Origin of the sequence: Alsobacter ponti, from assembly GCF_024294805.1 — a bacterium.
Taxonomy (GTDB): domain Bacteria; phylum Pseudomonadota; class Alphaproteobacteria; order Rhizobiales; family Beijerinckiaceae; genus Alsobacter; species Alsobacter ponti.
Map to the genome: position 1 here is coordinate 245,808 of NZ_JANCLU010000005.1, position 22,348 is coordinate 268,155.

Annotated in this window: 20 protein-coding genes; 10 read left to right on the forward strand and 10 right to left on the reverse strand. The window is 71.7% G+C overall.

Features of this window, described 5'->3' with window-relative positions:
• Positions 1–30: 30 nt before the first annotated feature.
• The gene (gene rpoZ / locus NK718_RS07610) at positions 31–417 is read right to left on the reverse strand and encodes a DNA-directed RNA polymerase subunit omega (protein WP_254740226.1); all 387 of its coding nucleotides are present in this window, start codon (positions 415–417) and stop codon (positions 31–33) included.
• Positions 418–742: 325 nt separating this feature from the next.
• On the opposite strand from rpoZ, the gene NK718_RS07615 reads away from it, so the two are divergent.
• Both NK718_RS07615 and NK718_RS07620 read left to right on the forward strand, forming a co-directional pair.
• Entirely contained in the window at positions 743–1,348 is a 606-nt protein-coding gene (locus NK718_RS07615) for a LabA-like NYN domain-containing protein (RefSeq protein ID WP_254740228.1), read from the forward strand.
• A gap of 9 nt (positions 1,349–1,357) precedes the next feature.
• Positions 1,358–2,059, forward strand: a complete 702-nt coding sequence (locus NK718_RS07620) for a uracil-DNA glycosylase (protein WP_254740230.1) — start codon at positions 1,358–1,360, stop codon at positions 2,057–2,059.
• Between the two features lie 3 nt (positions 2,060–2,062).
• Here NK718_RS07620 and NK718_RS07625 read toward each other — a convergent pair whose 3' ends face one another.
• Genes NK718_RS07625 through mdoH form a run of 3 tightly spaced genes read right to left on the reverse strand, consistent with a single transcriptional unit; the run spans position 2,063 to position 5,593 of the window.
• Entirely contained in the window at positions 2,063–3,043 is a 981-nt protein-coding gene (locus NK718_RS07625; RefSeq protein ID WP_254740232.1) for a hypothetical protein, read from the reverse strand.
• Positions 3,040–3,810 carry an FkbM family methyltransferase gene (locus NK718_RS07630; RefSeq protein WP_254740234.1) on the reverse strand — a complete coding sequence of 257 codons (771 nt, stop codon included), beginning with the start codon at positions 3,808–3,810 and terminating at the stop codon, positions 3,040–3,042. Before NK718_RS07630 ends, NK718_RS07625 begins: the two co-directional genes overlap by 4 nt.
• A gap of 1 nt (position 3,811) precedes the next feature.
• Complete coding sequence (mdoH, locus tag NK718_RS07635; RefSeq protein ID WP_254740236.1) at positions 3,812–5,593, reverse strand: glucans biosynthesis glucosyltransferase MdoH; 1,782 nt, start codon at positions 5,591–5,593, stop codon at positions 3,812–3,814.
• 66 nt (positions 5,594–5,659) lie between these two features.
• Between mdoH and NK718_RS07640 the strand changes: the two genes are divergently transcribed.
• The 4 genes from NK718_RS07640 to NK718_RS07655 are packed head-to-tail and all read left to right on the forward strand — an operon-like array spanning position 5,660 to position 8,989.
• Positions 5,660–6,673 carry a zinc-dependent alcohol dehydrogenase gene (locus NK718_RS07640; protein WP_254740238.1) on the forward strand — a complete coding sequence of 338 codons (1,014 nt, stop codon included), beginning with the start codon at positions 5,660–5,662 and terminating at the stop codon, positions 6,671–6,673.
• 21 nt (positions 6,674–6,694) lie between these two features.
• On the forward strand, positions 6,695–7,102 hold the full coding sequence (locus NK718_RS07645; protein WP_254740240.1) for a 6-pyruvoyl trahydropterin synthase family protein: 408 nt from the start codon (positions 6,695–6,697) through the stop codon (positions 7,100–7,102).
• Positions 7,095–8,153 (forward strand): glycosyltransferase family 4 protein, encoded by a 1,059-nt coding sequence (locus NK718_RS07650; RefSeq protein ID WP_254740242.1) that lies wholly within the window; start codon positions 7,095–7,097, stop codon positions 8,151–8,153. Before NK718_RS07645 ends, NK718_RS07650 begins: the two co-directional genes overlap by 8 nt.
• Positions 8,150–8,989 (forward strand): class I SAM-dependent methyltransferase, encoded by an 840-nt coding sequence (locus NK718_RS07655; RefSeq protein WP_254740245.1) that lies wholly within the window; start codon positions 8,150–8,152, stop codon positions 8,987–8,989. The genes NK718_RS07650 and NK718_RS07655 overlap by 4 nt, the downstream gene beginning before the upstream one ends.
• Before the next feature lie 4 nt (positions 8,990–8,993).
• Here NK718_RS07655 and NK718_RS07660 read toward each other — a convergent pair whose 3' ends face one another.
• Together NK718_RS07660 and NK718_RS07665 are read right to left on the reverse strand one after the other, a co-directional pair.
• Positions 8,994–9,575, reverse strand: a complete 582-nt coding sequence (locus NK718_RS07660; protein ID WP_254740247.1) for a cytochrome b — start codon at positions 9,573–9,575, stop codon at positions 8,994–8,996.
• A complete protein-coding gene (locus NK718_RS07665; protein WP_254740249.1) occupies positions 9,572–10,318 on the reverse strand; it encodes a RibD family protein in 747 nt (248 codons plus the stop codon). The genes NK718_RS07660 and NK718_RS07665 overlap by 4 nt, the downstream gene beginning before the upstream one ends.
• Before the next feature lie 121 nt (positions 10,319–10,439).
• On the opposite strand from NK718_RS07665, the gene ribA reads away from it, so the two are divergent.
• Positions 10,440–11,561: a GTP cyclohydrolase II RibA gene (gene ribA / locus NK718_RS07670; RefSeq protein WP_254740251.1), complete on the forward strand. Its 1,122-nt coding sequence runs from the start codon at positions 10,440–10,442 to the stop codon at positions 11,559–11,561.
• 89 nt (positions 11,562–11,650) lie between these two features.
• Complete coding sequence (locus tag NK718_RS07675; RefSeq protein ID WP_254740253.1) at positions 11,651–13,951, forward strand: putative glycosyltransferase family protein; 2,301 nt, start codon at positions 11,651–11,653, stop codon at positions 13,949–13,951.
• Positions 13,952–13,960: 9 nt separating this feature from the next.
• Here the strand turns inward: NK718_RS07675 and smpB are convergent, their stop codons facing one another.
• Together smpB and dapA are read right to left on the reverse strand one after the other, a co-directional pair.
• On the reverse strand, positions 13,961–14,434 hold the full coding sequence (gene smpB / locus NK718_RS07680; protein WP_254740291.1) for an SsrA-binding protein SmpB: 474 nt from the start codon (positions 14,432–14,434) through the stop codon (positions 13,961–13,963).
• Between the two features lie 31 nt (positions 14,435–14,465).
• Positions 14,466–15,362: a 4-hydroxy-tetrahydrodipicolinate synthase gene (dapA, locus tag NK718_RS07685; protein ID WP_254740255.1), complete on the reverse strand. Its 897-nt coding sequence runs from the start codon at positions 15,360–15,362 to the stop codon at positions 14,466–14,468.
• A 250-nt stretch (positions 15,363–15,612) separates the two neighbouring features.
• On the opposite strand from dapA, the gene NK718_RS07690 reads away from it, so the two are divergent.
• Complete coding sequence (locus tag NK718_RS07690; protein ID WP_254740257.1) at positions 15,613–17,862, forward strand: lytic transglycosylase domain-containing protein; 2,250 nt, start codon at positions 15,613–15,615, stop codon at positions 17,860–17,862.
• Positions 17,863–17,929: 67 nt separating this feature from the next.
• Positions 17,930–18,832, forward strand: a complete 903-nt coding sequence (locus NK718_RS07695) for an alpha/beta fold hydrolase (RefSeq protein ID WP_254740259.1) — start codon at positions 17,930–17,932, stop codon at positions 18,830–18,832.
• A 61-nt stretch (positions 18,833–18,893) separates the two neighbouring features.
• Here the strand turns inward: NK718_RS07695 and NK718_RS07700 are convergent, their stop codons facing one another.
• Together NK718_RS07700 and NK718_RS07705 are read right to left on the reverse strand one after the other, a co-directional pair.
• Positions 18,894–20,105 (reverse strand): porin, encoded by a 1,212-nt coding sequence (locus NK718_RS07700; RefSeq protein WP_254740261.1) that lies wholly within the window; start codon positions 20,103–20,105, stop codon positions 18,894–18,896.
• Positions 20,106–20,460: 355 nt separating this feature from the next.
• A complete protein-coding gene (locus NK718_RS07705; RefSeq protein WP_254740263.1) occupies positions 20,461–21,666 on the reverse strand; it encodes a porin in 1,206 nt (401 codons plus the stop codon).
• Between the last annotated feature and the right edge of the window lie 682 nt (positions 21,667–22,348).

Here is a 22,348-nt window from a genome sequence, read left to right on the forward strand (position 1 = left end):
GGCTTCGTCATACGGCGATGAGGGGGAGGCTTACTCGCCCTCGTCCTCGGTCTCGGCCGGGGGCACAAGGCCCTCGAGGCCGCGCAGCAGGTCCTCTTCCGTCATGCGGTCGAACTCGACCGAGCTGTCGTCGCCGCCGGCGGCGGGCCCGCCGATCATCGGCACCGACTCGGGCTCCGGCTCGTCGACGTCGACGTGCTTCTGCAACGAGTGGATGTAGTCTTCCTTCAGGTCCTCGGGAGAGATCGTCTCGTCGGCGATCTCGCGAAGGGCCACGACGGGGTTTTTGTCGCGATCGCGCTCGATGGTCAGCGGCGACCCGGCCGAAATCATCCGCGCGCGGTGGCTGGCGAGCAGGACGAGTTCGAAACGGTTGTCGACCTTGTCGATGCAGTCTTCGACGGTGACGCGAGCCATGGTCGCTCCGGTCTTTCGGGCACGTGGGAAGGATTTGAACCCGCGCTGTTACACGGGAACCGCCGTCGAAGCAAGCTTCACGGAAGGCGGCGCTGCGCGGGACGGTTCACCGTGACCTGCGTTATTTGCAGCCAATTTCTTGACATACAGCATTTTCCGTTGCAGTCGAGCAACCTCCAGTTGTATATGTCACAATGGCTCGGAAGGCAGCAAACTGTAACGCTGAGTTGAAGCTGAGCTTCCTAAAAAAACGGCTCACGGCTTCGCGTGCGGTCCGGTTGAAACGATCCACCAGTCATTGCGTCACTCGCACGGGATATTGTCGATGCAAAACGTTGAACGGACCGCCCTTTTCATCGACGGAGCGAACCTTTACGCCACCGCCAAGGCCCTGGGTTTCGACATCGATTACAAGCGCCTGCTGAAGGAGTTCCAGACGCGGGGCTATCTGGTCCGCGCCTTCTACTACACGGCCCTGATCGAGGATCAGGAATACTCCTCCATCCGGCCGCTGATCGACTGGCTCGACTACAACGGCTACCGCGTGGTGACGAAGCCGACCAAGGAATTCGTCGACTCGACGGGCCGCCGCAAGGTCAAGGGCAACATGGACATCGAGCTCGCCATCGACGCGCTCGAGCTCGCGCCCTACATCAACCATATGGTGCTGTTCTCCGGCGACGGCGACTTCCGCTCGCTGGTCGAGGCCATGCAGCGGCGCGGCGTGCGCGTCTCGGTCGTCTCGACGATCAGCTCGCAGCCGCCCATGGTCGCCGACGAGCTGCGCCGCCAGGCCGACGAGTTCGTCGACATCCTGCACCTCGCCGCCAAGATCGGCCGCGATCCGGCCGAGCGCGCCGAGCGCCCGGCCCGCACCTACGAGCGCCGCCCGCCGGCGCCTCCGGTGGACCCGACCGGCGGAGACGTGTAAGAGCGGCCCATGGCCGCGACAGCACACGCCAACGACGACCCGGCCGGGCCCCACAGCCCGGCCTTTTCACGCCCGGAACCGGCGCGCGACTGCCCGCTCTGCCCGCGCCTCGTCGCCTTCCGCGAGGCGGCCCGCGCGCGCGAGCCCTCGTGGCACAACGCCCCGGTGCCCTCCTTCGGCGACCCCGCCGGCCGGCTGCTCGTGGTCGGGCTGGCGCCCGGCCTGCGCGGCGCGAATCGCACCGGCCGGCCGTTCACCGGCGACTTCGCCGGCGACCTGCTCTACGGCACGCTCATCGACTTCGGCTTCGCGCGCGGCCGTTTCGCGGCGCGGCCGGACGACGGGCTGACGCTGGTCGATTGCCTGCTCACCAACGCCGTGCGCTGCGTGCCGCCGGAGAACAAGCCGGTCGGCGGCGAAATCGCCAATTGCCGGCCGTTCCTGGCCGCCACGATGGGCGGGCTGCCCAGGCTCGCGGCGATCGTCGCGCTGGGGCGGATCGCCCACGAATCCATCCTGCGGGCGCTGGTGCTGCGGCAGGACGATTTCCGCTTCGCGCACGGCGCGCGCCACCAGGTCCGCCCCGGGCTGGCGCTCTTCGACAGCTATCACTGCAGCCGCTACAACACGAGCACGCGCCGGCTGACGCCGGAGATGTTCCGGGCCGTGTTCGCCGCCGTCAGGGCCGAGCTGGGGCCGCCGCCCGGCTGATCGTCACTTCTTCGGCGTCGCGGCGCTCGGCACGGGCGGCCCGGACGAGAACCGGCTGAACACCATGTCGGGCGCGCTGGTGTTGTGCCGCGAGGCGATCGTCCGCCCGGCCCACAGCTCCACGAGTTCGCCGCCGGGCCAGCTCATGATCGGGCTCTCGCCCCAGCCCTTCCCCGTCGCGGTGCGCCAAGCCACCTTGGCGACGTCCGCGTTGAACTCCGTCGTGTACATGGAGCGCATCGCCATGAAGGGCCGGCCGCCCGGCATCGGCCCGTCATAGGAAACGTCAAGGATGATGCGGTCGGGGTCGAGCGTGTCGACCGTCAGGCGGGCCGAGCCGCCGCGGGCGAACTTCATCGTGAAGCTCTTGGTCGCCGGGTCGAACGAGATCTCCTCGAAGTCGACGATCGGGCGCTCCTGCGTTTCCACCGGGCCGATCAGGAACGAGCTGCCATAGGCGCTCCAGCGCATGTGGGCCGGCGGCAGCGGCCGGGCGCGCCAGTAGCCGTCCTGCGGATAGACAACCAGCACCTCTTCGGCGCGCTCGTTGTGCAGCATCCAGAGCTGCACGACGTGCAGGCCCTGCTCCACCCGGTCGCCGACCCTGAACGGCACCTTGGCCGGCCGCCAGAAGGACGGGTAGACGTGGCCCGTCAGCCACATGCGCTCGTTCTCGAAGAAGGTGACGCGCCGCGCCTGCGCCACGAAGGACGGATCGTGCGTCATGTCGCAGCTGGTGAAGTCGGGGGCCCAGCGGTCCACCACGATCTGGCCGATATAGCTGGGATGGACGGCCTGGATGCGAAGGCTGCGGACCTGGGACGAGGTGAATTCGAGGTTGATGTTGTCCTTTTCCGCGCAGAGCTCGGGTTCGCTCTTGTTGGCGACGGCGACGGAGAGCTCGTCGGCGCGGGCGGCTTCTGCGGACAGGGACAGCCCCAGGCAGAGAGCGGCGGCGACCAGCGGGCGGAACGGCCCCATCATCGAACTCCTCTGGAATCCTCGAGAAAGGCGTAGACGTCGCCCGAGTTCGCCTCGTGCGGCAGGGCCGCGAGATAGGCCAGAATCGCCGCCCCGTCGACCGGCTCGGCGAAGGCGAGCGTCTGGCTCTCCCCCGGCGAGACGTTGAAGCGGTAGTCGCCCAGCGCGCCCAGCCGCTCGACGCAGCGCCCGGCGACGTCGCGGGCGATGGTCGTGAACTCGAAGGACAGCGCCGGCAGCGCCTCGCCGAGCCCGGCCAGGACCTCGTCCTCGTAGCCCTCGACGTCGATCTTGACGAAGGCCGGCCTGCCGAAGCGGGCGATGAGGCCGTCGAGCGTGACGAGGGGCACGCGCGCCGTCTCGTCCCAGACCTGCCCTTCCCACCCCGCCGCGCCGTCGGCGGCGCGGACGAAATCGTGGGAGGCGGTGGAGACAGTGGGGTTGGCGCTGTTGATATTGAGCGTGATCTCGCCCTCGCGCGCCCCGGCCGCCGCCCGCAGCAGCGTCACCTGCCGGTCGCGCCCGTGCAGCAGACGAAGCACAAACGCGGGGCCGGCCTGCGGCTCCAGCGCGACGACGCGCGCGCCGAGCCGGCGGAACGACGAGGTCCGGTCTCCGACATGGGCGCCGATGTCGAACACGAGGTCGCCGGGACGGACCCATCGGCGGTGCAGCGCGTCCATGGCCCGGTGGTGCGCGCGGTCGAAGTGATAGACGCGCACGGAGCGCCACAGGCCGCGGCAGGTCGCCAGCGCCGCCGCCAGGCGCACGTCAGGCGGCCCTGACCAGGACGGAGGCCGGCGCGGGCCGCTCCAGGGCCATCACCTCCGGCGGCGGGTCGATCTCCTCCGGAATGGCGCATAGCCCGATGTGCGCCAGCCAGCGGCCGAACGCGGGCGAGGCGGTGACCACGGCGAAGGGGATGGACAGCGGGAAGCCCGCCAGCAACGGCAGGCCCCACCAGAACGCCACGGGCGCGTTCCACCACAACAGGCTCATCACCACGCTGCCGAACAGCGTCTGCGGCCATAGGCCGCGCGCCGCCGTGGCCCAGGACAGGGCGTGCGCATCGCGCGCCTGCCCGTTCCAGACCACCGAGCGGCCGACCAGCAGCCCGAGCATGAACAGCGTGGTGCGCAGCGTCGTCGCCGCGCCAACCATGAACGAGAACGCCAGCTCGGCCGCCACGCCAGCGGCGAAGCGCACGCCCCCGCCGTAGCGCGCCACGCCGCCGCGCGTCAGCGTCACGTCGAGCGCGCCGGCGATCTTCGGCGCGAGGTACATCAGGATGAAGGAGAGATAGACGGCGAGCGCCAGCCCGGAGCGATAGCCGGCCTGGAGGTCGGCGGCGTCGAACGGCTTGAGCGCGGCCAGCGCGAACATCAGGGTCCAGGCCGGGATGCCGAGGAACATCAGGATCGCCCAGGCGAGCTGGAAACGGCTCATCGGCGCCAGCCCCGGCAGGCCGAGCAGCCGGAAATACTGCATGTTGCCCTGGCACCAGCGCAGGTCGCGCCGGGTGAACTCCACCACGGTGGGCGGATTCTCCTCCCAGCTGCCGCACTCGCGCGGCAGCACGCGCACCTCGTAGCCCGCCCGGCGCATCAGCGCCGCCTCCACCTGGTCGTGCGACAGGATCGGCCCGCCGAGCGGCGGCCCGCCCGGGATCGTCGGCAGATGGCACTGGCTGGCGAAAGGGGCGATGCGCACCATCCCGTTGTGGCCCCAGAACGGCCCGCACTCGCCGGCCCACCAGGCGCTGCCCATCGTGTAGGGCCGCATGCCCTGGCGCATGCCGAACTGGAACAGCCGCGCGAAGGCGCTGCGCGATGGCAGGCCGACCACGAGGCTCTGCAGGATGCCGATGCGCGGGTGCGCCTGCATGATGCGCGCGAGCCGCACGACGGTCGTCCCGTCCATCAGGCTGTCGGCGTCGAGCGGCAGCATCAGCTCGTACTCGCCGCCCCAGCGCTCGCAAAAATCGCGGAGATTGCCGGCCTTGAAGCCGGTGTTGCGGTCGCGGCGGCGGTAATGCAGGCGGTGCGGATCGTCGAATGCGTCGCGCAGCGCCGCGAACGCGTTCTCCTCGGCGGCGGCGAGTTCGGGATCGCTCGTGTCGCTAAGCACGAACCAGCCGAAATGCGCGCCTTCTCCGGTGGCGTCGACGCTGTCCTTGACGATGCGCAGCCGCGCCATGGCGCGGTCCGGGTCCTCGTTGCGGATGGTGAGCAGCACGGCGGTGCGCACATGCAGCGGCGCCGGGTCGTCGCCGGCGGCGTCGAACGGCGCGGTCTCCTCCATCGCGTCGGGGGAGACGTGCAGCAGCCACAGCCCGATCGCCGCGTTCCAGAAGCCCAGCACGCTCCACGGGGCGGCGAACAGGAAGCAGAGCAGCATCAAGGCGTCGATGAGCGACCAGCCGCCGACCGCCAGCACCTCGACCATCGCCCAGGCGAGGCCGAGATAGGTCGCGACGTTCAGCCCGGCCACGAAAATGCGGCGTCGCGCCAGGACCCGGGTTGACTGCAAGCCGGCGGGAGTGGTCGATGCCATGAAGAAAGCCGGACTCGCGGGAGGGAACGGTGGCGGGGCCCCATTGAAATAGAGGGGAACTTTGTCGTGGGCAATGAGGCGGCGGGACACGAGCACGAGAGCGGCGCGCGAGGCTCCTCGTCGCGCGCGCTCTGGTATGTCGCGCCCGGGCGCGCGGAGATCCGTCCGGCGAGCCTGGGGGGCCGCCCCGAAGACGTGCAGGTCCGCGCGCTGTGGAGCGGGATCAGCCGGGGCACGGAGCGTCTCGTCGCCTCCGGCCGGGTGCCGGCCGCCGAGCACGGGCGCATGCGCGCGCCGCTGCAGGAGGGCGACTTCCCCTTCCCGGTGAAATACGGCTACTGCGCCGTCGGGGTCGCCGAGGGCGGGCCGGACGCGCTGATCGGCCGCACGGTGTTCTGCCTGCATCCGCACCAGGACAGCTTCCGCGCCCCGGCGCATCTCGTGCAGCCTTTGCCCGCCGGCCTGCCCGCGCGGCGCGCCATCCTGGCCGCCAACATGGAGACCGCGCTCAACGCGACATGGGACGGCGGCGTCGGCCCCGCCGACCGGGTGGTCGTGGTCGGCGCGGGCCTCGTCGGCCTGCTCGTCGCCTATCTGTGCGCGCGCATGCCGGGAACGGAGGTGACGGTGGTCGACGTCGAGGCCGCCCGCGCGGCGCTGGCCGGCAGCCTCGGCGCGCGCTTCGCCGCCCCGGCCGACGCGCCCGTCGACGCCGATGTCGTGTTCCACGCCAGCGGCGCGCCGGCGGGCCTCGCCACGGCGATCGGCTGCGCGGGGTTCGAAAGCCGCGTCGTCGAGATGAGCTGGTTCGGCGAGGGCGACGTGCCCGCCCCGCTCGGCGGCGCGTTCCACAGCCGCCGGCTGCGCATCGTGTCGTCGCAGGTCGGTCACGTCGCCGCCGCGCGCCGGGCGCGCTGGACCCACGCCAGACGCCTCGCGGCGGCGCTCGACCTCTTGCGCGACGACGCGCTCGACGCGCTGATCACCGAAGAGGTCGCGTTCGACGATCTGCCCGCCGCTATTCCGCGTATTCTGGCGGAGCGCGCGCCTGGCCTCGCCACCGCCGTCCGTTACCGCTGACCCGCCTTCGGAGGATCCCCCATGTACGCTGTCGAGGTGCGCGACCACATCATGATCGCGCATAGTTTCCGGGGCGAGCTGTTCGGCCCGGCCCAGCGCCTGCACGGGGCGACCTTCGTGGTCGACGTCGCGTTCTTCCGTGAGGACATCACCGAGGACGGCGTTGTCGTCGACATCGGCCGCGCGCATGACGCGCTGAAGGCCACGCTCGGCCCGCTCAACTACCGCAACCTCGACGATGTCCCCGAGTTCGCGGGCAAGCAGACGACCACCGAGTTCCTGTCCCGCCACATCTTCGACCGCATGGCGCAGGCCTGCCGGCGGGGCGATCTCGGCCCCGGCGGCGAGGGTATCGCGCGGATCCGCGTGACGCTGCACGAATCCCACGTGGCGCGCGCCTGGTACGAAGGCCCGGTTTCCGGTGCCTGACGTCGTCTTCGCGATCCCCGGCGACCTGGCGACGCGGACGGGCGGCTACGCCTATGACCGCCGCCTTCTGGAGCTGCTGCCGGCCCACGGCTTGGCGGTGAGGCATCTTCGCCTGCCCGGCTCGTTCCCGTTCGCCAGCGTCGCCGACCTGAGCGAAAGCTATTACCGCCTGAGGACCACGCCGCCCGACGCCGTGCTGCTGATCGACGGCCTCGCCTACGGTGCGCTGACCGACCTCGTGCTGAAGGATGTCGACCGCACGATGGTGGCGCTCGTCCATCATCCGCTGGCCCTCGAGACCGGCCTGAACGACCGCCAGCAGCGCGCGCTGCGCCACAGCGAGACCGCCGCGCTGGCCCGCGCGGCGCGCGTCATCGTCACCAGCCCGACCACCGCCGCCATCCTGGCGAGCGACTACGGCGTCGCGCCGGAGCGCATCGCGGTGGCGGAGCCCGGCACCGACCGCGCCCCCATCGCGCGCGGCTCCGTCTCCGGCGGCGCGATGCTCGCCGTCGGGGCGGTGTCGCCGCGCAAGGGCTACGGCGTGCTGGTGGAGGCGCTCGCGGCGCTGCGCGACCTCGACTGGTCGCTGGTCATCGTCGGGTCGCTGGAGCGCGCGCCGGAGGAGGCCGCGCGGCTCGCCGACGCGGTGCGGGAGCATGGCCTGTCGGAGCGCATCCGCCTCGCCGGCGAGCTGGACGAGGCGGCGCTGGCGGCCGCCTGGGACGAAGCCGACCTGTTCGTCGCCCCGTCCCTGTTCGAGGGCTACGGCATGGTGCTGGGCGAGGCGATGGCGCGCGGCCTGCCGATCGTCTGCACCACCGGCGGGGCGGCCTCGGCCACCGCGCCGGACGACGCGGCGCTGAAGGTGACGCCGGGCGACGCGCCCGCGCTCGCGGCGGCGCTGCGGCGCGTGCTGGGCGACGCGGCTCTGCGGCGGCGCATGGCCGAGGCCTCCCGCCTCGCGGGCGAGCGCCTGCCGCGCTGGGACGACACCGCGCGCATCGTCGCCGACGCGCTGCGTCTGGCCAAGGCGGAGGCCGCCCGATGAGCGGCTTCAGCCCCGACTGGCTCGCCTTGCGCGAACCCGCCGACCTTCGGGCCCGCGACGCCGGCCTGCTCGGCGCGCTCGCGCGTCGTCTGGCCGGGCGCGAGGCGGTCACCATCGTCGACCTCGGCTGCGGCGCGGGGTCGAACCTGCGCGCGCTCGCGCCGGCCCTCGACGTTCCGCAGCGCTGGCGGCTGGTGGACCACGACCCCCGCCTCCTCGACGCGGCCCGGCAGCGGCTAGCCGCCTGGGGCGGCGGCGCGGCGGATGGAGCCGGCCTCGCCCTGACCGTTGGCGGACGCCGTTCGGACGTCGAGTTCCGGCAGGCCGACCTCGCGCAATCCGTGGACGCCGCGCTCGACCCGACGCCCGACCTCGTGACCGCGGCGGCGTTCTTCGATCTCGTTTCGGAGAACTGGATCGAGCGTTTCGTCCAGACGCTCGCCGCGCGCCGGCTGCCGCTCTACGCCGTGCTCACCTATGACGGCGAGGAGCGCTGGTCGCCGCCGCACGCCGCCGACGCCTCGGTGCTGGCCGCGTTCCACGCTCACCAGGGCCGGGACAAGGGTTTCGGGCCCGCCGCCGGACCGCGCGCCGCCGCCACGCTGGAGGCCGCCTTGCGCCGCCACGGCTACGCCGTCGCGACGGCCGCCAGCCCCTGGCGGCTCGGCGGGGCCGAGCGCGAGCTGATCCGCCAACTCGCGGACGGCATCGCGGCGGCGGCGGCGGATACGGGCCGTGTTCCGCCGGAGGTGGCGCGGAACTGGGCGGCGGCGCGGCGCGTGGCGCTTTCCGCGCTCATCGGCCATGTCGACGTGCTGGCGCTGCCGCCGTCCTGAGCGGTCAGCGGCCGGGCAGCATCCGCGCCATCACCCCGTCCTTGCGCACGAGGAGATGGAACAGCGCGCCGGCGACATGGAACCCGGCGAGGCCGACCAGCAGCACGGCGGAGAGCTTGTGCAGCCGGAACAGCACCGCGGCGACGCGCTCGTGCGCATCGCCGAGGTCCCCGGCGGCGAAGAACGGGAACGGCGGCAAGATGAACGCGCCATAGACCCAGATGTCGGCCCCGTACGCGGAGGTGGCGATCCAGCCGAGCAGCGGCACGACGAAGATCAGCACGTAGAGCGCCTTGTGGACGAGCAGCGACGCCGTGCGCTCGAAGCCGGTGAGGCCGGGCAGCGGCTCCGGCGCGCCACGCGCCAGCCGCACCGCGAGGCGTATAATTGCCAGCGCCAGGATCAGCGCGCCGGTGGAGCGGTGGAGATCGTAGAACGTGTTCTGGATCGGCCCTTCCGGCACCCTCTCCAGGGCCAGCCCCAGCCCGAAATTGACGAGGACCAGCACGGCCACCAGCCAGTGCAGCCACTTGGCGGCCGGCGAATAGCCGGCCGCTTCCTCCCGTTGCGAAGCGATGCTCGTCATGGCGCGTCAAGCTCCCCCTGGCGGCGTCTCAGATCGCAGTCGAACAGAACGTCTCCGTCGTCGAACACATGCACCGTCGTCACCGGCCGCAACGCGTCGCGCAGCCGGCCGACGGGCGACATCTCGAGGCCGGGCTTGCCCGACCCGATGATCAGCGGGGCCACCAGCACGTGCAGCCGGTCCACGCACCCCGCGTCGATGAACGACGAGATGGTGCGCGCGCCCCCCTCGACGAGAATGCGCCCGAGCCCCCGCTCCAGCAAGGCCGCGACCACGGCGCGGGGCCACGGCGCGCCCGCGTCCGACGGCAGCACGATTTCCTCGACGCCCTCCCGCCGCGCCGCCGAGGCCTGGCGAACGACGATGCGCCGCGTGCCGTCGTCGCGCAGGCAGCGGCTTTCGGGAGGCAGCCGGCCGGAGGGGTCGAGCACGACGCGGGCCGGGTTCGGTCCGGGCACGCGGCGCACGTCGAGCAGCGGGTCGTCAGCCAGCACCGTGCCGATGCCGACCACCACCGCGTCGACATGGGCGCGCAGGCGGTGCAGATGGTCGAGCGCGGCGGCGCGGTTGATGTAGCGGGATTCACCCGTGGTTGTGGCGATCCGCCCGTCCAGCGACTGCCCGAGCTGGGCGATCACGAATGGGCGATCTCGCGGCGCATCGCGCAGGAAACGCAGCGAAGGCGCGTCCGAGCCGCCCAGCTCCGGCTTGCTTTTTTCGGTTTCGGGGTATGAATCAGGCATCTAGAACCGCGTCTCGCTCGTATTCCGAACATAGTGTTGTGGACGGTACAGGCAAACGAGCCCGCCGTTGGCGTCAGAAAACAGGGCTGGCCCGCCAGCCTGCGTACGCGTGAGGACCGAAATGGATCGTGCTGGCGCATTGGCTTCCCTGCTTCCGACGCCTGAACACGCCAAGGTTGAACGCGCCATCGGCGAATTGCGCGCCGGGCGTCCGGTGCTGCTGCGCGACCATGGCGAGGCGGCGATCGCGCTCGGCATGGAGGCGCTCGACGCGCGCGCCGCGTCGGCCCTCGAGCAACTGGCCGACGGACGGGCGCGGCTCGTGCTGCCGCCCGCGCGCCTGCGGCGTCTCGGCGCGGAGCGCGCCACGGCCGGCGTCATCGCGCTGCCCTCCGTCGACATCGCGCGCGTCGAGTCCCTCGCGCTGAAGCTCGACGCCCGCATCGACGCGCCGGTGTCGCCCGCCGGTGGACTTGACATGCTGGCGCTGGAGTTGGCGTCGCTCTCGCTGGTGCTGCCGGCCATGATCGTGGTGCCGGTCCCGGCCGACGCCGCGCCGGAGGGCGTCGTGTGCGCTGAAGGCGCGCTCGTGCGCGACTATCGCCGCGCCATGGCCCGCCAGATCCATATCGTCAGCCGCGCGCCGGTGCCGCTCGAAGGCGCGCCGCAGACCGAGTTCGTCGTGTTTCGCGGCGGCGAGGGCCTGCGCGACCAGGTCGCGATCATCGTCGGCCAGCCCGATTTCAGCCAGCCGGTGGCCGTGCGCCTGCACTCCGCCTGCCTCACCGGCGACCTGTTCGGCAGCCTGAAGTGCGATTGCGGCGACCAGCTGCGCGGCACGGTGCGCTGGATGGCCGAGAACGGCGGCGGCATCCTGCTCTATCTCGACCAGGAAGGTCGCGGCAACGGCATCGCCAACAAGATCCGCGCCTACAAGCTGCAGCACCAGGGCTACGACACCTACGACGCCGACGAGATCCTCGGCTTCGACCTCGACCAGCGGCGGTTCGACTTCGCGGCCGAAATGCTGAAGCAGCTCGGGGTGACGCGCGTGATGATCATGACCAACAACCCGGTGAAGATCGCCGCGCTCCAGGCCGCCGGGCTGGAGGTGGCGGAGGATCGCCGCGTGCATGGCCGCCCCACGGTCGAGAACGTGCTCTATCTCGCCTCCAAGCGCGACCGCGCCGGCCATTTCATCGATCTCGACGACCTCGTCGCCCACAAGCCGATCCGCGACTGAGGCGGCGGCCGGCCTTGTGAAGCGCGCGATTCTTGCGCACAACCGGGCGACGCCCCCGCCCGCAGCCCTCGCCCGGTTCCCGATCCGCCATGCCTCCCACTAACCGGGCCTTCCGCCTCGCGCCGGCGCTTCTCCTCGTCTGCGGCGCGTGGCTCGTGCTGGCGTGGCCGTGGCTCTCCGGCCGGGTGACGATCCCGTGGGACGCGAAGGCGCATTTCCAGGCGCAGTTCCAGTTCCTCGCCGACAGCATCCATCGCGGCGAGTGGCCGTTCTGGAACCCCTTCGTGTTCGCCGGCTCGCCGCAGATCGCCGACCCGCAGTCGCTCGTCTTCTCGCCGCCCTACCTGCTCGCGGCGCTGGTCACGCCGAACCCCGGCTTCCAGCTCGCCGACGGCATCGCGCTCGGCATGCTGCTGGCCGGCGGGATCGGCATCGTGCTGATCTTCCGGGACCGAGGCTGGCACTGGATCGGCGCGGTCGTCGCCGCCATCGCCTTCGCGTTCGGGGCCTCGGCGGCGTGGCGCGTGCAGCATACCGGGCAGGTGCTGAGCCTGGGATGGTTCCCGCTCGCGCTGTTCTGCCTGATGCGGGCGCTGGAGCGTAGCTCCGCCGGCTGGGGCTTCGCCTCGGGGTTCGTGGCCGGCTTCCTCGTGCTCGGCCGCGATCAGGTGGCGCTGCTCGCCGTCTACGTGCTGGCCGGCTGGGTCGCGTGGTGGTGGCTGGCCGGCGAAGGGCGGGCGCGGCGGCTCCGCGCCAGCCTCGTTCCGCTCGCCTGCGGCGTCCTCGGCGGTCTGCTCGTCGCCGCCGTGCCGATGGCGATGACGCTGCTGCTCGCGGGCGAGACGAGCCGCGCCGCCATCATCGATCTGCCGGGCGCCGAGCGCGGTTCGCTTCACCCGGCCTCGCTGCTGACCGCCTTCGTCGCCAATCTCTACGGCACCGACGGTCCGCTGGCGGAGTTCTGGGGCCAGCCGAGCCCGGCGTGGGGACCCACCGACCTCTACCTCGCCCGCAACATGAGCGACGTCTATCTCGGCGCGATCCCGCTCGTCGCGCTCATCGTGCTGGGCGCGGCGCGCGGCGCGCTGGCCGCGCGCGAGGCGCGCTTCTTCGTCGTCGCGTTCGTCGCGCTGACCCTCTACGCGCTGGGACGCTACACGCCGGCCTTCGCCCCGGCCTTTCACTCTCTGCCGGGCGCGTCCCTGTTCCGCCGCCCCGCCGACGCGACGTTCCTCATGGGTGCGCTGGCGGCCGTGCTGGCTGGCTACTGCATCCATCGCCTGCTCGCCGGCGACCTGCGGTCCGGACTCGCGCGAACGCTGGGCGGCGGCGTCGCGCTCGCCGCCGGGCTCGCGGCCTGCGTCGCGGTCGCCGTCTGGAAGGGCCGGCTGGCGCAGGCGGCGCCGTTCATCGCCATCGGTGCCGTGTCCATCGCCCTCTCCGCCCTGGCGCTCTTTGTCGCCGCCCGGCTGGCGCCGCGCCATGCCGGGCTCGCCGGCCTGCTGCTCGCCGCGACGCTCACGGCCGACCTCGCGCTGAGCAACGGTCCCAACGAATCCACCGCCCTGCCGCCGGTGCTCTACGACGTGCTGCGGCCGGACAGCGCCAACGCGACCATCGCCCTGCTGCGCGCGCGCCTGCCGAACGAGCCGGACCGGCGCGACAGGGTGGAGCTGGCGGGGGTCGACTTCCACTGGCCGAACGCCAGCATGGTCCACCGGCTCGACAACACGCTCGGCTACAACCCGGTGCATCTGAACGACTACAGCCGCGCCACCGGCGCGCAGGACCACGTCGCCCTGCCGGACCAGCGCGTCTTCGCGCCGCTCATGCCCTCCTACCGCTCGCGTCTCGCCGACCTCTTGGGCCTGCGCCTGATCGCCACGCGCGGCGACATCGCGGACATCGACCGCTCGCTCGCGCCGGGCGACATCGCCGAGATCGGCCGCACCGCCGACGGGCGCGTCTACGAGAACCCGCGGGCTTTGCCCCGCGTGCTCTTTCCCTCCGGCGCGATCGCGGCCGATTTCGAGGCGCTGATCCGCACCGGCGCGTGGCCGGACTTCGACCCGCGCGCCACCGTGCTGCTGGAGCGGCCGCAAGGCGGGTCCGCCGGAACCGGGCCGGCGGGGACGGTGGCGATCCGCCGCTACGCCAATACCGAGGTGATCGTCGACGCGGAGTCCGCCAATGGCGGCTACGTGGTGCTCAACGATGCGTGGCACCCGTGGTGGCGCGCCGAGATCGACGGCAGGCCGGCCCCGCTGCTCAAGGCCAACGTGCTGTTTCGCGCCGTCGCCGTTCCGCCGGGACGGCACGAGGTCCGCTTCGTGTTCCGCCCGTTCGTCGGCATGGCGGCGGAACTGGCCGAGCGCCTGGCCGGCCGCTGACGCCGCGCCTCAGCCCTTGACGCGCATCAGGCGCGCCTTTTCCCGGTTCCAGTCGCGCTGCTTCTCGGTCTCGCGCTTGTCGTGCAGCTTCTTGCCCTTGGCCAGCGCCAGCTCGACCTTGGCCCGGCCGCGATCGTTGAAGTAGATCTTCAGCGGCACGATGGTCATGCCCTCGCGCTGCACCGCGCCGATGAGCCGGTTGACCTCGCGCCGATGCAGCAGCAGCTTTCGGGGCCGCCGCGTCTCGTGGTTGAACTGGTTGGCCTGGAGATATTCCGGGATATAGGCGTTAACGAGAAAGATCTCGCCGTTCTTCTCGCCGGCATAGCTCTCGCCGATGGTCGCCTTGCCGTTGCGCAGCGACTTCACCTCGGTCCCGGTCAGCGCGATGCCCGCCTCGAACGTGTCGCCAATGGCGAATTCGTAGCGCGCCTTGCGGTTCTCCGCCGCCACCTTGTAGTTGGGGTCGTTCTTGCCCTTGATCGCCACGTCCGGTCCGTTCCGATAATCCCGCTCAGCTGTTGATCAGGCCGGCGTGGACCATGGCCGAACGGACCGCCGCGCGGGTCGGTTCCGTCAGCTTCACCATGGGCAGGCGCACCTCGTCGGTCATGCGGCCGAGCACGCTGAGCGCGTACTTGGGTCCCGACGGGTTGGTCTCGATGAACAGCGCCTGGTGCAGAGGCATCAGCCTGTCCTGGTAGCGCAGCGCGGTGGCGTAGTCGCCGGCCAGCGCCGCCGCCTGGAACTCGGCGCAGGCCTTCGGCGCGACGTTCGACGTCACCGAGATGCAGCCGTGGCCGCCATGGGCGTTGAAGCCGAGCGCGCTGTCGTCGTTGCCGGAGAGCTGGATGAAGTCCGGCCCCATGGCGTGGCGCTGCTGGCTGGCGCGCACCACGTTGCCCGTGGCGTCCTTGACGCCGGCGATGTTCGGCAGCTCGTAGAGCCGCGCCATCGTCTCGACCGACATGTCGATCACCGACCGGCCGGGAATGTTGTAGATGATGATCGGGATGCCGATGGCGTCATTGACGGCCTTGAAGTGCTGGTACAGCCCCTCCTGGCCCGGCTTGTTGTAGTAGGGCGTGACGATCAGCACGGCGTCCGCCCCCGCATTCTCGGCGTGGACGGCGAGGTCGATCGCCTCGGCGGTGTTGTTGGAGCCCGCGCCGGCGACGACGGGCACGCGCCCCCTCGCCTGCTGAACGCACCACTCGACCACCTTGCGGTGTTCGTCGTGGCTCAGCGTCGGCGTCTCGCCGGTGGTGCCGACCGGAACCAGCCCGCTGGTGCCGTTCTCGATCTGCCAGTCGACATGGGCGCGGAACGCGTCCTCGTCCACCTTGCCGTTGCGGAACGGCGTCACCAGGGCGGTGATCGACCCTCCCAACTTCACGCGGCTCTTCGTCATCTGGCGTCCCCGGTCTACTCATCGCGCCTCGAGCCCGGTCCGGGCGCGCGCGGACACCACACATAGACAATCGCCCGCCGGACGGGAAGGGCGCGCGTCGCGAAACCGGCCCGGCCGCCGCGGGACCGCGTTCTTGCCGCTTTGCGGCCACGGTGCTTTCCTACAGGGCGCACGGGCACGCTGGTTAACCGTCCGTCAACGGTGCGGGGCCAGACTGACGAGGGGGCTTCCTCTGTTGGATCGACGCGCGATGTCCCGATCGGGTTTCTCTCGGCTGACGACGATGCTGCTCGCCTGCGCGGCGAGCTCGGCCTTGGCGGGTTCGAGCATGGCCCCCGAGGACGAGGCGACCCTGTCGCGTTTCGACATCGCGGCGATCTCGGGCCCGCCGGCCCTCGCGCCGTCGCCCGAGCCGGCGCTGACGCCCGCGCCGCCCGCGCCCCCCGCCCCGACCTTGGTCGCCGCCATCGACGCCGACGCGCCGGCGGTGGTTCCCAACCTGGTCGGCGACCTCAGCCCCGCCGACGATTTCGGCCCCCCCTCCTCCTACGCTGGCTGGACGCCGCCGCAAGCCGCCGAGCTGTCGACCGCCGACGCGGCGGCGCTGCGCACGGCCGTCGACCTCTACCGCAAGGGCGACACGGCCGCCGGCGACGCCGCGGCGGCGACGCTCTCCGACCCCGTGGGCCGCCGGCTCGCCGAATGGGCTGCGATCCGCCTGCGCGGCGCGGCGCTCGGCTTTGAGCGCATCGAGGCCTTCATCGACGCCAATCCGGACTGGCCGACCCAGGCCATGCTGCGCCGGCGCGCCGAGGAGGCGCTGCTCGCCTCCGGGCCGAGCCAGCGCGCGCTCGACGCCTATTTCGCCGCGCATCCGCCCGTGACCACGCTGGGCCGGGTGGCGCTGGCGCGCATCCGCGACGCGCAGGGCCGCAACGTCGAGGCGATCGAGCTGATCCGCGATACGTGGCGGCACGACGATTTCGGCGCGGAGACCGAGGCGAAAATCCTCGCGGCCTTCGGCGACACGCTGACCGCGCGCGACCACAGGCTGCGCGCCGAGCGCTTCCTGCTCGCCGACCAGTTCATGCCCGCCCTGCGCAACGCCGCCCGCGCCGGCGACGACGCCGTGGCGCTCGTCAAGGCGCGCGTCGCCGTCGAGCGGCGCGACCGCAAGGCGCAGAAGGCGCTCGACGCCGTGCCGCCCTCGCTCCGCGGCGACCCGTCCTTCGCCTATACGCGCGCGCTGTACCTGCGCCGCAAGGAGCAGTTCGTCGACGCCGCCAAGGCGCTCGCCGGCGTCACCCGCGATCCGAAATCGCTCGCCGACAGCACCGCATGGTGGACGGAGCGCCGCGTGCTGGCGCGCGAGCTGCTCGACGCCGGAGAGCCGCGCCTCGCCTACGAGGTCACGGCCGCCCACCCCGAGGACGACGGCGCGCCGCGCATCGACGGCGAGTTCCACGCCGGCTGGATCGCCCTGCGCTTCCTCGACGACCCCGCGCTGGCGCTGCGCCATTTCACCAGCGCCGCCGGCTTCGCCGCGACGCCCATCTCGGTCGCCCGCGCCGCCTACTGGCAGGGCCGCGCGGCCGAATTGTCGCGCGACGAGGACGTGCGCCGGCAGGCCGCCGCCTTCTTCGCCCGCGCCGCCGCGCAGGGCACCGCCTATTACGGCCAGCTCGCGCGCACGCGGCTGGGGGCCAGCGAGCTCCTGCTGCGCTCCGCCCCCAGGGACGCCGCCCCCAAGGACGCCGACCCCGCCCCGGCCGCCGACGAGGCGCGCGCCGTCGCCATGCTCTACCAGTGCGACGCCCGCGACCTCGCCATGGCGCTGCTGGTCGACATCGGCAAGACGGTCGACGACCCGGCGCGCATCGACGCGGTGGCGGAGCGCGTCGCGGCGCTCGGCGACGCGCGCGGACTGCTGGCCCTCGGCAAGACGGCCGCGCAGCGCGGCGTGCCGGTGGAGGACCACGCCTTCCCGCTGATCGGCGTGCCCGCCTTCGCGACGCCTGTCTCGGCGGTGGAGCGTCCGCTGGTGTTCGCCATCGCGCGGCAGGAGAGCTCCTTCGATCCCCGCGTGGTGTCATCGGCCGGCGCGCGCGGGCTGATGCAGCTGATGCCGGCGACGGCCCGCACCACCGCGTCGCGCGCCGGGCTCGGCTTCGAGCTGGAGCGGCTGACGACCGACGCCGCCTACAACGCGCTGCTGGGGGCGAGCCACCTCGGCGACCTCGTGGGCGAGTGGCGCGGCTCGTACCTGCTCACCATCGCCGCCTATAACGCGGGCTCCGGCAACGTGAAGAAGTGGATCGAGGCCTATGGCGACCCGCGCGACCGCACGGTCGATCCCGTCGACTGGGTGGAGCGCATCCCCTTCACCGAGACGCGCAACTACGTGCAGCGCGTGATGGAGAACCTGCAGGTCTACCGCGCGCGGCTGGACGCCTCCGCCCCGCTGCGGATCGAGGCCGACCTGCGGCGCGGGGCGCGATAGACAGGCCGCGCGGCGCGTGGTTCAACCGCTTCCGGCCGCCCCGCGCGGCGCGGCGGCGGGGGGCGTCATGAACGAGCCGGGCTACGACAGCGTCTTCGTGAGCGCGCGCGACGGGCTGCGCCTGCACGCGCGCGACTATGGCGAGCGCGCCGGCGACGCGCTGCCGGTGGTCTGCCTCGCCGGCCTGACGCGCAACGCGGCCGATTTCCACGACCTCGCCCTCGCCCTCTCCGGCCACGCGCGCCGGCCCCGGCGTGTCGTCGCGCCGGATTATCGCGGCCGCGGCCTCTCGGACTGGGACGGCGACTGGCGGCGCTACGACCCGCGCGTCGAGGCTGACGACCTGATCGCCGTGCTCACCGCGCTGGGCGTGACGGAGGCGGTGTTCGTCGGCACCTCGCGCGGCGGGCTGGTGACGATGGCGCTGGGGGCGATGCAGCCGGGCCGCATCCGAGGCGTCGTGCTCAACGATGTCGGGCCGGTGATCGAGGCCGGCGGGCTCATCCGCATCCGTGCGCAAATGGCCGGGCTGCCGGCCCCGCGCGACATGGCGGAGGCGGCGCAGATGATGCGCCATCTCAACGGCGCGCAGTTTCCCAAGCTTGCCGACGACGACTGGCTCGCCTGGGCGCGCGCGACGTGGCGGGAGGAGAACGGCCGCCTCGTCGCCAGCCGCGACCCCAACTTGCTGCGCGGCCTGGAGGCGATGGACCTGGAAGCGCCGCTGCCGGCGCTGTGGCCCCTGTTCGAGGCGCTCGCCCACGTGCCGGCGCTGGCGATCCGGGGCGCGAACTCCGACATTCTCTCCGAGGCGACGCTGGCGGAGATGGCGCGCCGCCACCCCAGGCTGGAGACGCTCACCGTGCCCGACCAGGGCCACGCGCCGCTGCTGCGCGACGCCCCCACCATCGCCCGCGTCGCCGCTTTCGTGGCGCGGGTGGAAGAGCCCGGCCCCTCCCCCGCCGCGTGAAAAAGACCCCGGCGATGCGCGCCGGGGCCGTGGGGCCCAAAGTGCTGAGAGCCCGGAGACTTCAGAAATCGCGCTCGATGCGCAGGCGGCCTCCCCAGATGTCCTTCTGGCCGCCGGGCGCGAGAGCCGCCGCCGGCGTGTCGACGGCGCGCTGGTATGTCGCCTCGCCGCCGATCAGCAGGTTGGTGACGGGGCTCCACTTGACGTTCGCGCCGATGGCGAAGACCCGGTAGTCGTCGGTGGCGTACCCGTTGAAGTCGCCGTAGGAGGCGAACAGGCCGGTCGAGACGGTGGGAACCCAGTAGTGCTCGATGCCGCCCGTGACCGACCAGGTCCGGGCCGTGTCCGTGCCGCCCGCCGCCGTCGCGTAGACGTCGTAGGTCGGGGCCGAGGCGTTGCCGACCGTGAAGCTGCTCCAGCCGGTGTAGCTCGACGCGCCGTTGGCGTAGGCGGCCTGCAGGAACAGGGCGTCGCCGGCGGCCAGCATCGGCAGGTTGACCTTTACGCCGCCCTGGATGGCGTAGCCGTACTGGGTGTCGTAGGTCCCGTCGGCATAGCGGGTCTGGTGCACCGCGCCGGTGAGCGCCGCGATACCCCAGCTCGCGCCGTATTCGAGGCGGCCGACCACGTCGGGCATGACATGCCCGCCATAGCCGCCATTGGCGACGGTGTAGCCGGGGATGATGGCGGCGTTGCCGATGCCGACGCGGCGCTCCGTGCCGTCTTCCAGCGCCAGCGTGGCGAGGAACCCGTTGCCGGCGTTGTAGGTGTAGGCCAGCACGTTGATCGACGCGTAGTCCGAGCCGCGGCCATTGTCGCCGCCGCCCAGGAACGACACGCCGCCGAACGGCGCGAACTCGAAGAACGAGGTCTCGACGCGCCCGGCGGTGACGCCGGCGAACTGGATATAGGACCAGTCCAGCGTCGGCGTGGCGGACGAGCCGGAATCCTTCGTGACATAGACGCGGCTGGTGGCGCGCACCGGGCCCCAGTCCGTCGCGGTATAGCTGTCGATCGTGAGGTAGCCGCGCGCGCGGGTCGAGGTGGTGTTGTCGGTCCGGGCAAGCGGCTCGTTGTAATAATACTCGGCGCGGACGCGGCCGGCGATCTTCAGGCAGGTGTCCGAGCCCGGGATATAGAAGAAGCCGGCGCCGTACTGGGAGCAGACGCGGACATACTCCACCGGGGCCGCCTTCTTGGACGGCAGGTCGGCGGCGAAGGCCGAACTGGCGACGAGGCCGGCGGCGGTGGCGAGAAGAAAGCAACGAGTCATCGAAAACAACCCCGGGACTTCTGGCGCGGCCCCCTCGGCCGTGCGCGCTGTCCCCGAGGATTCCGGGCCATGCTGCACTGCGGCAAGATCAAAGAAACGCCACCCTGCCCAGGGCTTGAGCTTGGCGCTCAACGCTTGTGCGGATGCGAAACGAAGTCTCGCGATGTGGCTTGAACGTCACAGGGCGGCGGGCGGACCGAGCGGCAGGGAACGCGCGGCTGGGGCTGGCGGCGAGGCCAAGGCCGGCGACCGGAGCGCCCTGCCCGGCCGGTTCGGCGGCGCGCGCCGGGCAACGAAAAACCCCGGCGCTCGCGCGCCGGGGTTCCCGCGTTCGATCCTGAGGGATCGAAGCCGATCAGAAGTCGCGCTGCACGCGCAGGCGAGCGTTCCAGATGTCCTTCTGCGTGCCGGCGGCGACCGCGACCGGGGTGTCGACCGCGCGCTGGTAGGTCGTCTCGGCCGCGAGCAGCAGGTTCTTGACCGGCGTCCACTTCACGTTCGCGCCGACCGAGAACATCGACCAGTCGCTCGCGTCCGCGCCGTCGTAGTGGCCGTAGCCGGCGAACAGCGCCGTCGAGATCGTCGGCACCCAGTAGTGCTCGACGCCGCCGACGAGCGACCAGGTCTTGACCGACACCCAGTTGCCGGCCGCGTTCTTCTCGTAATCGCTGGCCGTGAACAGCGCCGCGCCGGCGCCGTTCTTGGCAGCGCCCGAAGCCCAGCCCGTGTAGGACGAAGCGCCGTCGGCGTAGGCCGCCTGCAGGAACAGCGCGTCGCCGGCCGCCAGCATCGGCAGGTTGATCTTCAGGCCGCCCTGGATGGCGAAGCCGTAGTCGGTGTTGTCCGAGGCAAGGGCATAGCGGGTCTGGTGAACCGCGGCGGTCAGGGCCGCGACGCCCCAGCTGCCGCCGTACTCGAGGCGACCCACGACGTCCGGAAGCGCATGACCGGCATAGCCGAGCGAGGCGCTGCCCAGGCCGTTGAGGCCCGTGCGGCGCTCGGTGCCGTCCTCCATGGCGAGGGTGGCCGAGAAGCCGTTCGCCGCGTAGGTGTAGGCCAGCGTGTTGATCGCGCCGTAGTCAGAACCGCGGCCGTTCGCGCCGCCGCCCAGGAACGAGACGCCGCCGAACGGAGCGAACTCGAAGAACGAGGTGGCGATGCGGCCGGCCGTCACGCCCGCGAACTGGATGTAGGCCCAGTCCAGCGTCGTCGAGGCGCCCGCAAGGGAGTCCTTCGTCACGTAGACGCGGGTGGTGGCGCGCACCGGCCCCATGTCCGTGGCGGTGTAGCTGTCGAGCGCGAGATAGCCGCGCGCGCGGGTCGTCGTGGTGTTGTCCGCGCGGACCAGCGGCTGGTTGTAGTAGTAGTCAGCGCGGACGCGGCCGGAGACCTTGAGGCAGGTGTCCGAGCCCGGGATGTAGAAGAAGCCGGCGCCGAACTGCGAGCAGACGCGGACGTACTCGACCGGGGCCGCCTTCTTGGACGGCAGGTCGGCCGCGAGGCCGGCCGTCGCGCCGGCGAGCAGCGCCGCGGACGACAGCAGGAGGGTGGAAATGCGCATAAAAAATGCTCCCTAAAATGGAACCGCGAGGAGCGAGGCTCCACAACGGCAGCGGTAACGAGAGGCAACATGCTTGGCTCACCGCCCTCGTTCAACCGTACAGACGGCCCTTCGAGGTCGAAACGACCGCTTCAACTCGGGCAGTGACAATATTGCTACAGAATTCAATCGCTACAGGTTGTATTCGACGCGCGCTTCCACTGAGAATTACTCTCTTTGGTTGTATTCCGACGAACGCGGTTGCATGTTGTCCACATGCATGGCGGGACTCGTCCGTCGTGTCTCGCCTGGATCGGTGGGGAATCGCGGGCGGGTTGAGAGGCGGTTCGGGAATCGCCGACGGAAGGCGCTCGGCGGAGCCGAAGCGCGGACGAAGTCCGCCCGTTCCCGGAACCCCGGAGTGAAAGCGGAGGGGTATCCGGGAGCCAGCGTAGGAATGCTGCCGCGCAGCGGCGCTCATTGGAAAAAGCCATCACGACGCGCTGCGCGCGACATATTGCGCTGGGCCCCGGGCCTGCCTTCGCCAAGGCTCCGGCATTCCGGGGGCGGGCGGGCCTGCGGCCCGCAGCCCCAAAAGGCGGACGCCAGTCCGCCTGTTTCCGGAACGCCAAGGGCGGGCTTCCGCCCGCCCCGTTCCCGGAACCCCGCAGCGTAGCGGAGGGGTATCCGGGAGCCAGCGCAT

What these genes read in the sequence shown, in the direction of transcription:
- NK718_RS07625 (WP_254740232.1), bottom strand. Translation starts at nt 3,043, where the DNA reads ATGATGGGGCCGTTCCGCCCGCTGGTCGCCGCCGCTCTCTGCCTGGGG.
- NK718_RS07705 (WP_254740263.1), bottom strand. Translation starts at nt 21,666, where the DNA reads ATGCGCATTTCCACCCTCCTGCTGTCGTCCGCGGCGCTGCTCGCCGGC.
- NK718_RS07665 (WP_254740249.1), bottom strand. Translation starts at nt 10,318, where the DNA reads ATGCCTGATTCATACCCCGAAACCGAAAAAAGCAAGCCGGAGCTGGGC.
- ribA (WP_254740251.1), top strand. Translation starts at nt 10,440, where the DNA reads ATGGATCGTGCTGGCGCATTGGCTTCCCTGCTTCCGACGCCTGAACAC.
- NK718_RS07620 (WP_254740230.1), top strand. Translation starts at nt 1,358, where the DNA reads ATGGCCGCGACAGCACACGCCAACGACGACCCGGCCGGGCCCCACAGC.
- NK718_RS07690 (WP_254740257.1), top strand. Translation starts at nt 15,613, where the DNA reads ATGTCCCGATCGGGTTTCTCTCGGCTGACGACGATGCTGCTCGCCTGC.
- NK718_RS07700 (WP_254740261.1), bottom strand. Translation starts at nt 20,105, where the DNA reads ATGACTCGTTGCTTTCTTCTCGCCACCGCCGCCGGCCTCGTCGCCAGT.
- NK718_RS07675 (WP_254740253.1), top strand. Translation starts at nt 11,651, where the DNA reads ATGCCTCCCACTAACCGGGCCTTCCGCCTCGCGCCGGCGCTTCTCCTC.
- NK718_RS07655 (WP_254740245.1), top strand. Translation starts at nt 8,150, where the DNA reads ATGAGCGGCTTCAGCCCCGACTGGCTCGCCTTGCGCGAACCCGCCGAC.
- mdoH (WP_254740236.1), bottom strand. Translation starts at nt 5,593, where the DNA reads ATGGCATCGACCACTCCCGCCGGCTTGCAGTCAACCCGGGTCCTGGCG.
- rpoZ (WP_254740226.1), bottom strand. Translation starts at nt 417, where the DNA reads ATGGCTCGCGTCACCGTCGAAGACTGCATCGACAAGGTCGACAACCGT.
- NK718_RS07615 (WP_254740228.1), top strand. Translation starts at nt 743, where the DNA reads ATGCAAAACGTTGAACGGACCGCCCTTTTCATCGACGGAGCGAACCTT.
- NK718_RS07660 (WP_254740247.1), bottom strand. Translation starts at nt 9,575, where the DNA reads ATGACGAGCATCGCTTCGCAACGGGAGGAAGCGGCCGGCTATTCGCCG.
- NK718_RS07695 (WP_254740259.1), top strand. Translation starts at nt 17,930, where the DNA reads ATGAACGAGCCGGGCTACGACAGCGTCTTCGTGAGCGCGCGCGACGGG.
- NK718_RS07645 (WP_254740240.1), top strand. Translation starts at nt 6,695, where the DNA reads ATGTACGCTGTCGAGGTGCGCGACCACATCATGATCGCGCATAGTTTC.
- dapA (WP_254740255.1), bottom strand. Translation starts at nt 15,362, where the DNA reads ATGACGAAGAGCCGCGTGAAGTTGGGAGGGTCGATCACCGCCCTGGTG.